6 protein-coding genes are annotated in these 9,004 nt (G+C 52.2%); all 6 read left to right on the top strand.

Annotated features, from left to right (window positions below):
• Positions 1–89: 89 nt before the first annotated feature.
• Positions 90–4,352: an RHS repeat-associated core domain-containing protein gene (locus QZ554_RS07345; protein WP_297195472.1), complete on the top strand. Its 4,263-nt coding sequence runs from the start codon at positions 90–92 to the stop codon at positions 4,350–4,352.
• A complete protein-coding gene (locus QZ554_RS07350; protein ID WP_297195474.1) occupies positions 4,349–5,035 on the top strand; it encodes a hypothetical protein in 687 nt (228 codons plus the stop codon). Before QZ554_RS07345 ends, QZ554_RS07350 begins: the two co-directional genes overlap by 4 nt.
• Before the next feature lie 42 nt (positions 5,036–5,077).
• Positions 5,078–5,809 (top strand): hypothetical protein, encoded by a 732-nt coding sequence (locus QZ554_RS07355; protein ID WP_297195476.1) that lies wholly within the window; start codon positions 5,078–5,080, stop codon positions 5,807–5,809.
• Positions 5,810–6,120: 311 nt separating this feature from the next.
• Positions 6,121–6,597 carry a hypothetical protein gene (locus QZ554_RS07360; protein ID WP_297195478.1) on the top strand — a complete coding sequence of 159 codons (477 nt, stop codon included), beginning with the start codon at positions 6,121–6,123 and terminating at the stop codon, positions 6,595–6,597.
• 53 nt (positions 6,598–6,650) lie between these two features.
• Positions 6,651–7,376 carry a hypothetical protein gene (locus tag QZ554_RS07365; protein ID WP_297195479.1) on the top strand — a complete coding sequence of 242 codons (726 nt, stop codon included), beginning with the start codon at positions 6,651–6,653 and terminating at the stop codon, positions 7,374–7,376.
• A gap of 457 nt (positions 7,377–7,833) precedes the next feature.
• Positions 7,834–9,004: potassium/proton antiporter (locus QZ554_RS07370; RefSeq protein WP_297195481.1), on the top strand; the 1,171-nt coding region annotated here is incomplete at its 3' end.

Here is a 9,004-nt window from a genome sequence, read left to right on the forward strand (position 1 = left end):
AATCATATGAACAAAGCTTATTCCCTCTAGGTGCAGACCCCAATAAAGAGGGAGATTGGGGTGGACCTGATGAGATTTTTGCTATAGATGTGAATCATGATGGTCTATCGGATCTGGTGTATATAGATGATGAGGGCATCTCAGTGTATCTCAATGAGCACGGGATGATATCCTCTCCCCGTAGCGCCTTCCTTCCGACAGGCTTTATCCGACCGATCCCACTGAGTCTAGCCACCCGAGATCAGACTGCACAGCTACTATGTATGAAGAGAGATGGGGCTTGCATCCCATATATTTTAGGATCTAATAAGCAGAGGCGAGGCCTACTTACTAATTTCATTGATAGCCGAGGAATCGAGCAGTGTAATCAGTATGCGAATCTCCGGGAGATAAGCCGTATCAACCATGGAGCCCCCTACACGGAGACAGCTACAGTAGGACAGCAGACTACAGAGGGACTCTGTCGTATCTTACCCTCTTGGTTTTTACTTCAGGGGCAGCGTACCTATCTGCCTGATGAGACGGGGACGATCATTGCTGATAAGCTCTACTACTATACGAATCTTATGGTTAGTCGGCTAGGGCTTGGCTTCTGTGGCTTTGAGCAGACTAGGGTGGAGGATCTACAGACGTTCACCGAGCAGGTCACACGATATGCCCCAACCCTGAGAGGGGTGCCCATCTCCGTAACTACAGGCCTGCTAGGGCAGTCTGCCTCTCATCCAGCGGAGGAGGCTCATATGGAGTATGCTCAAGGGGTGTATCCCCCGAGAGGGAAGCGCTGGGGATACCACCTCTCCGCTGTACGTACGAAGAACCATCTCATGGGTACCAGCCAAGAGAAGACACTCACCTGCGATCCCTACCAGTATGTGACCAAGGAGCAACTAGTAAGTTCCCTCCTAGATGGAAGCTCCTCTCGAACCCAAGCTGCCTATAATACCTATCGTCACAGTCTGAGTCCTAGCCTATATCTCCTAGGAACACAGAGCCAGACACGTACAGAGCTGACCATAGGAACGCAACCGAGGACGGTGACAACAGTTACGATGGAGCATGATGCACTCCTTCGTCCTGTAAGCTCCACGACGACTCAGGATAATGGTACGAGTGCTGGAGTTCGCCTAAAGAGATCTGTCTGGAGCTATGATGATAGGGGGCATCTAATCTCAGAGAAGTCGGCTCCCTATGAGGTCTCTCAGTTACTTGGTGATACTTACACCTATGATGGTGAGGGACATGTCGTGGCCAAGACCGATGCTCTAGGGCTGGTCGTGAGGTCCTCTGACTTTGATCAAAGAGGGAATGCTAGAGTGAAGATCGATGCCCTAGGCAATAGGACACAGACTGAGTATGATATCTGGGGCAATGCTGTACGCGTACAGGGTCCAGATGGCTCTATTCGCACGACTAGCTATGAACAGGGATCTTATGGTCAATACACAGAGATCACCAGATCCACAGGAACCCCTACGACCCATACCCTCTATGATGCTCTAGGACGAGTCCAGAGGCAAGGATCTGAACTCTTCGATGGCTCGATGCTCTGGATAGATACCAACTATGATCGGCAGGGGAATATCCATCAGGTGTCCCTCCCTTACAGGGGGGCGACAGCTACCTCCTGGAACGAATATAGCTACGATGAATATGGCCGAAAGACTCACTATGTAGAGGCTTCTGGTAAGGAGACGACTTGGCAGTACGAGCGCAACCAGACGACAGAGACTAAGGAGGGGATATCAAAGACCCAGACGCATAACGAAGTCGGCCAGCTTAGCTCCGTCAAAGATGCCGGTGGGACGATTTACTATAATTATAATAAGTTTGGTTTGATCGCACGTATCCGAGTCGTAGGTGGAGGGTATACGGCCTTTGAGTATGATGACTATGGTCGTCAGACGCGACTAGATGATCCCAGTGCAGGGCTGAGGGAGACAGAGTATAACTATGCCTCCGATGGTACCTGTACCAAGCGATATGTCACCCCCAATGGTAGCATCACTACGACTATAGATCCCTATGGTCGTCTCCTAAGGATCGATCGAGATAAGGCCTTCTCTACAAGCTATACTTATGACGCCTATAGTCGTCCCATAGAGGAGCGATCGACTAACGGAAGCTTCAAGAGTTATACCTATGATGCCCTTGGGCGGATAGCAACCCAAGAGGAGGGGGTGACACCGAGTAAGATCCTTAAACGAACCTATGGCTACGATAGAGGTGGACGGGTCGCCAGCCTGACCTATCGCACGCCAGAGTCAGCGGAGTTCACCGAGCAGTATAGCTATGCGCATGGTCATCATATGATGACCCGACTACAGTCTCCTCTACGTCCCACGATAGATACGATCTGGAGGCTGCGTGCGGTCAATAATATGGGGATACCTACAGAGGCTAGTACAGGTGGACAGCGACGTACATACAGCTACAGCCCTCAGGGGGTACTCACAGGACGTGCGATGGGAGATGTCCAGCGTGAGACGTATGAGTTTGATCCCCGCACGGGCAATCTCTCTCTTCGTACCTGGATGGTGAGAGATACAGTACGGACGCAGTCCTTCGGCTACGACCTTCTAAACAGACTTAATAACTGGGATAGGGGAAGTAATTGTACCTATGCCTCCAATGGAAATCTTATTCGGACAGGGGATGAACTCTCGGGTGGATGCAACTTCCTCTATGAGGACGGAGCACACCCCTATCGTCTAACAGAAGTAAATAGCTTTGAGGGAAGTTGCTTTGATCCAGTAGAGCTCCCGCAGGATCCTACACCCCAACCAGTCCCTTTCTCGGGAAGTCCCTTTGTTCGCATCGCAGATTTGCTCCCACCGAGCCTGAAGACAGAAGTGGAGCAGACTCTGACCTATACCTCCTTTGATCGACCTGAGAGTATCACACAGGGGGCCTATCGGGCAGTTTGGGACTACAACAGTGCTCTGGATCGGATACGGATGAGGCTCACCCGAGGGGATACCCTACAGCGGGAAGTCTATTATTGGGGCAACCAGTACGAAGAGGAGTACCACCCTCAGAGTGGAGAACGGACTGCTCGGCTCTACCTAGAGGGAGATGCCTACAGTGCCCCAGCCGTTTTGGTCAAGGAGCGTGAGGGGTGGCACCTCTACTACATCGCGCGGGACTACCTCGGGAGTATTACGGACATCGTAGCCTCAGATGGAACTCGGAGGGCACACTATCACTATAGCCCCTGGGGGCGTGTGGAAGAAGGGCAGGAGGAGCCACTCTTCCTAGGCCGAGGCTTCACAGGACATGAGCATCTGCCAGAGTTTGATCTTATACAGATGAATGCCCGCCTCTATGACCCCTATACAGGACGTTTCCTGAGCCCTGATCCATACGTACAGCTCCCAGACTTCTCGCAGAGCTTCAACCGCTACAGCTACTGCCTAAATAACCCTCTGAGGTATACAGATCAGAGTGGAAAGGTGTTTTGGTTGATTCCTGTTGCGATAGGAGCCATTATTGGGGGAACAATGAATGCTATTGCTCATCGACAGCAGATCTCGGGCTTTGGTGGATTCCTTGCCTATTTTGGTGTAGGAGCGTTGGTCGGAGGGCTCTCTGGTTTCACAGGAGGAGCTCTGGCAGCATCAAATTTGGCTCTAGGGGCATTTACAGGAGCGGCGATCGGCGCAGCATCAGGAGCTGTTACGGGAGCTGTGTCAGGAATTGCTCTTAATGGATTGAATAACCTTATTGCTGGTAGAGATTTCTTTTTAGATGCTGGGAGTAGTGCCCTTTGGGGGGCTGCTGGAGGGGCTATTTCTGGGGCTATTAGTGGTGGCATTCGGGGGTATAAACTGGCTGAGAAAATGGGCGCAAATCGTTGGACAGGGGCGAAGTATATGAACATGGAACATTATGGGTCATTGCCTAAAACAGGTATACCCGCGCAGCCAGATTCCAAAAAGCATTGCTATGCCTATGCTTCTGAGTATGCGGACAACGGTCACTTCAATAGGAAAGCATCGGAGTTTATCCAGTTAGCGGGGGAAAAAGAAGGGGCTGCTATAAGCGAGCTTAGTCCACGCGCATTTCCCAAGGATATTGCACAGGTAAAGTCGTCCACGTTTGATGAATCACATTGGGCTGGTATGATGCAGAAGTTATCATCAAGAAGAGTCGAGTATATTGCTACAATAGCCTCAGGAGGGGAAGGCCATGCTGTGAATATCATAGGTATGACATTTGCCGATAAGCTAAATTTATTAGGTGGGGGATCTAGCCATATTTTGTATAATATCAATATTTGGGATCCCATAACAGGAGCAAGCCGTACCATCTCGCCAAGTTCCATCATCTGCTTTACAGAAATAATATTTAAATGACCTATCCTCATTCCCTCACTAGGAGCCTCGGCATACTGCTCCTGCTCTACGGTTTGTGCTCTTGCTGTCTACTCAGTAGGAAGCTCTCCGTCAAGCCCTACCGCTCCTTGGCTCAGTTCGTGGACGAACTGCAGCATCACATGGATCGCCATCGCGATGAGTACCTAGCGGTACAGTGGATCTCGGCGGACAGCTTCCTGAGGGTAGTCGTCGTCCCAGAGGTCAATATCGATAGGAGCAAAAGGTGCCTATCTGATCCCGTACTCGATACCCTATCGCTCCACTCCGTCTGGAGCCTGATTGACCCTAAAGTGGTGGTGGGAGGAGTCGCTTACCTTCAGGACTACGACTCCGTATGGTATGAGTGGTCGCTTAGAGGTCCATATGACCAAGAACCTCATCCCCTAGACTCCTCTGATTGCACTCTGCCTATACGTGCCTTCCTAGCTTCGCCAAAGCCTCTCAGGGCTTTTTATCTAGGGCAGATGGTCGCTCCCTACTTCTTCGTCTATGACCCAGAGGGGACGAGGCTTAGGGTCTATGACTCCTATCCTCCGTATGAGGAGCTTCCTGTAGATTCTCTTCTAGAGGATCAAGTCCTCAGATCAATACGCCTGCGAGTCACAAGCAATCGCAAGGATATACGCAGGGAGAAAAGGCTCCCTATGATCTATGTCTACTAGAGCCCTAGGTCTGATGGGATCTAGGGTGTAAGGAAAGGTATTATGAGGAAAATTCTAATCATACTGCTCGGGATCAGTCTCTTCTATTCTTGTGGCACGAAGAGGAGACCAAGGAACTTTGTGCCGCCTAAGGAACGTCCTCAAATGGATGTCCGAGCATGTGCGCAAGAGCTCCATCGCTCGCTCAATAGGCAGAGGGCAGCCCTTCTACGGAAGATCCCTAATCTTAGCCCTCAGGTGCGTCAAGTACTCCTCGTCCCCACTCTTCGTTTTAAGAGAGGGATCGAGAGATATGAGTACTACAATAAGTTCCGTCGTCAGCCCTACTTCCATAGCTGGGAGGAGCTCTTTGGGCTGCTGGATATGGAGAGCTTCTGTGGCGTACAAGCCTTCATCGAGGAGGGAGATGGACACTGGTACTCCTGCATGCTTGAGAGTCTAGATAGGCGGGTTGTCCCTATTGACTCGATGCTCTATGATGCGAAGTATCGGCCATTCCTAGAGACACTCCTTTCTCGGGGAGCACCACTGACGTTTAGGCTTGTTTTCTCGGGGCGGTATAGCTACTCACTTCAGGATGGGCAGCTAGAGGCCTACGACTTTTCTCATGAGAGGATAAGGCAACCCTCAGAGGTACTCCCTGTGGTCGTCAAGGCTTATTCGGAGCATCCCCCCTACATCCTCCGAGGGAGTGACTACGAGCACGATCGAGCAGCTGGTAACCGACGCATCAAGGCCTTGAAAAAGATCCTTCGGGAGGTGCCCAATCCTTAAATGGGAGGGGGATAAGTTCATCGGATGATAAGGAGATGGCTAGTATGAAGGAGAGTAAATACAATAATTGTCAAGGGCGAGGTGCGGCTCTATACACCCTGTTCCTTGGAGCTCTCCTTGGGCTCTACCTACTCAGTGCGTGTAGTACTGCACCACTACGACGGCCGAGGAGCTTCACGCCTCCGAAGGAACGTCGCAGGATGGAGGTCGGAGCATTTGCCCGAGCGCTCCATCGCACACTCCGGTGGGAGGGTCCCACTATACGATGGGAGGTAGCTAGGCATATTCCTCGGGGACAGCGGGTAGAACGTATGATCATTGTCCCGTCTCTTCGGTTCAGAGCGGAGATCTATGAGTATGAGTACTACAATAAGTTTGGGCGTCGTCCCTACTTCCATACATGGGAGGAGCTCCTGGGGCTGTTAGATACAGAGAGCTTCCGCTTTGTCGATGTGCTTGTCCAGCTTGTGGGAGGGGGCTGGTATAGGTACTCGTTCTCTCTAAGAGTGAAGACGCTTGAGCCGTTAGACCCCAAGAGTGTTCCCTTGGAGGAGCTCTCGTCAGGGGATGCTCCACTCGTGTTTGATATCGCTGCCTATAATAGGCGGTTTGTTATCTCCCCGGATGGACAGCTTAGGGTATATGACCGTCGTACCACTAGCCGAGGAGACCAATGTATGGATCTCTCAGAGGTACTCCAGACGATGGCTAGAGACCTCCAAGGGATCTATCCTGACTACCTCCGAGGGCGAGACTACCGGGGGCGGGGCAAATCCTTTAGACGCTAAGCGGGATGCTGGATAAGCGATTATCCTTGTGTCGTCAGAATCTGAATATAAGTTTGAGCTCACCTATGATGCCTATTCGCTATCGCTCCAAGTATTTCTTTGTGCTCTTCATCCTCTGCTGTATTACCTCCTGTTACTTCTCTAGACCCGCTGTGAGGACGAGGGTGGAGCTCCAGCCCTATCTGTCCTTGGCTCAGTTTGTAGATGAGCTGCGGCGCCATGCAGAGGAGCACCGGGATGAGTACCTAGCCGTGCAGTGGATCTCGGCGGACAGCTTCCTGCGTGTAGTCTTCGTCCCAGAGGTCGGTGTGCGGAGTAGCTATCGGGAGCTGTCTGATTCGGTGCGTGATACACTATCGCTCAGCTCTATATGGAGCTTGCTTGATCCCCAGTTCGTGATCGGTGGTATGGCTTACCTCCAGGACTACGACTCCGTATGGTATGACTGTTGGCTAGGTGGGTCACTGGAGCACGATCCCCAGCCCTTAGATCCCAGAGATCCCATGATCCCCATCCTAAGCTCTACGAGATCAGTCTATACCCTCTACATAGATGGGTGGGAGGGTTCCTTCCTCGTAGTCTATGACCTAGAGAGCAAGGAGCTCAAGGCCTATAAGACCAAGGGGCTCTTCGGTAAGGTACCCGCCGATGCAGTACTCGAGGTGCCCGTTGATTCTGTGCTTGAGGAGTCTTACCTCAAGGGGATACGCCGAGGGGATGTGCCGAAGGGCATAGACCTCCGCAAGCAGCCCAAGAGTCCTAATCCCATCTGTGAATAGCTCTCTGCGTAAGTTGGTCAGCTGATCGTACCCTCCCATCCCCCCTATTAGAGCCTTTGGCGTAGGGCTTATGCTCTGTGGCTAGAGCAATATATCTAAGAGGAGGGGCTAGCGGTCTGCGGACGGCAGAGTAAGGTAAGGGGCTGGGTAATGACCGAGGGCTATTCTTCACGAGGGTCATCCCCTCGGAGCTACTAGCCTGCATCTCCCGAGGTATCTACTTGCGCTTGGGGAGGGTAGCACCATAGCGGAGAGAGGCTTCCTTGGGTCATATAGGCAGAGAGCTTGCGCTGTGCTCTGGCTATGCTTTTCTATCCCTAGAGTCATCCCTTATGAGGTAGGTGTGCAAATGAGCGATTATGAGGGAAGTGCCTTTGAAAAAACGCCTTTATTCTGTATCTTTGTTAAATTCGCTACTTAGGCGAGGTAAAGCAGACTAAATAACACAGTGTAATATATGGAGCAAGCCCCATTAGCATACGAACCGATATTACTCGTCGGGTCCATCCTGATGCTCGCTGGTATCATGGCAGGCAAGGTCGGGACACGATTTGGAGTCCCCGCCCTGCTCCTCTTCCTCATTACGGGGATGATCTTCGGTAGCGCAGGACTCGGGATACAGTATAATGACGCAGGGCATACGCAGTTCATCGGGATGGTCGCCCTTACGGTGATCCTCTTCTTCGGGGGGCTGGAGACTAAGTTTGCCGAGATCCGCCCGATTCTAGGGCCTGGTATTACGCTCTCCACGCTGGGGGTACTGCTGACGACGGTATGCTTTGGGGGATTTCTCTATGGGCTGGATCAGCTGGGGCTAGCTCCTGTGCACTTCACCTTCCCGATAGCACTGCTACTGGCGGCTACGATGTCGAGTACGGACTCTGCCTCGGTCTTTGCGCTCCTTCGCTCGAAGAATATGCACCTCAAGGAGGGGCTCCGCCCGATCCTAGAGCTAGAGAGTGGAAGTAATGACCCGATGGCCTACATGCTCACGATCGCCCTCATCCAGTATGTCACGGGGGGGAGCGAAGGCTCGGCAGGGAGTATCCTCGTGACCTTCCTCCTGCAGTTCTCTGTCGGGGGACTGCTGGGCTATGTGATGGGTTGGCTGACCGTCAAGCTCCTCAACAAGGCCAACATTGGCAACGAAGCCCTCTATCCGATCCTCCTCCTCTGCGTCGTCTTCCTGACCTTCTCGGCGACGACACTACTGCAGGGCAACGGCTACCTCGCTGTCTATATCATGGGCGTACTGGTGGGGAACAAGCGGGTGGTACACAAGAAGAGTATCGTTACCTTCTTCGACGGGCTGACGTGGCTTCTACAGATCGCTCTCTTCATCATCCTTGGGCTCTTCGTCGATGCACATAACCTCCTACCGATCGCAGGCTTTGCTCTGCTCGCAGGACTCTTCATGATCTTCATCGCCCGTCCACTAGCTGTCCACCTATGTCTCGTATTCTTCCCGAGTATCAGCATGCGAGGGCGGTGGTTCCTCTCTTGGGTGGGGCTGAGGGGTGCTGTGCCGATCATCTTCGCCACGTACCCGCAGATGAGCCAGGTAGAGGGGGCAGAGACGCTCTTCCATATCGTCTTCTTCATCACCCTGCTCTCCCTGCTCATCCAGG

The organism is uncultured Porphyromonas sp. (assembly GCF_915070105.1).
GTDB lineage: Bacteria > Bacteroidota > Bacteroidia > Bacteroidales > Porphyromonadaceae > Porphyromonas.

Excerpts from the sequence above, each read along its gene's own strand:
- QZ554_RS07360 (WP_297195478.1), top strand. The coding sequence starts at position 6,121 with ATGATCATTGTCCCGTCTCTTCGGTTCAGAGCGGAGATCTATGAGTAT.
- QZ554_RS07350 (WP_297195474.1), top strand. The coding sequence starts at position 4,349 with ATGACCTATCCTCATTCCCTCACTAGGAGCCTCGGCATACTGCTCCTG.
- QZ554_RS07355 (WP_297195476.1), top strand. The coding sequence starts at position 5,078 with ATGAGGAAAATTCTAATCATACTGCTCGGGATCAGTCTCTTCTATTCT.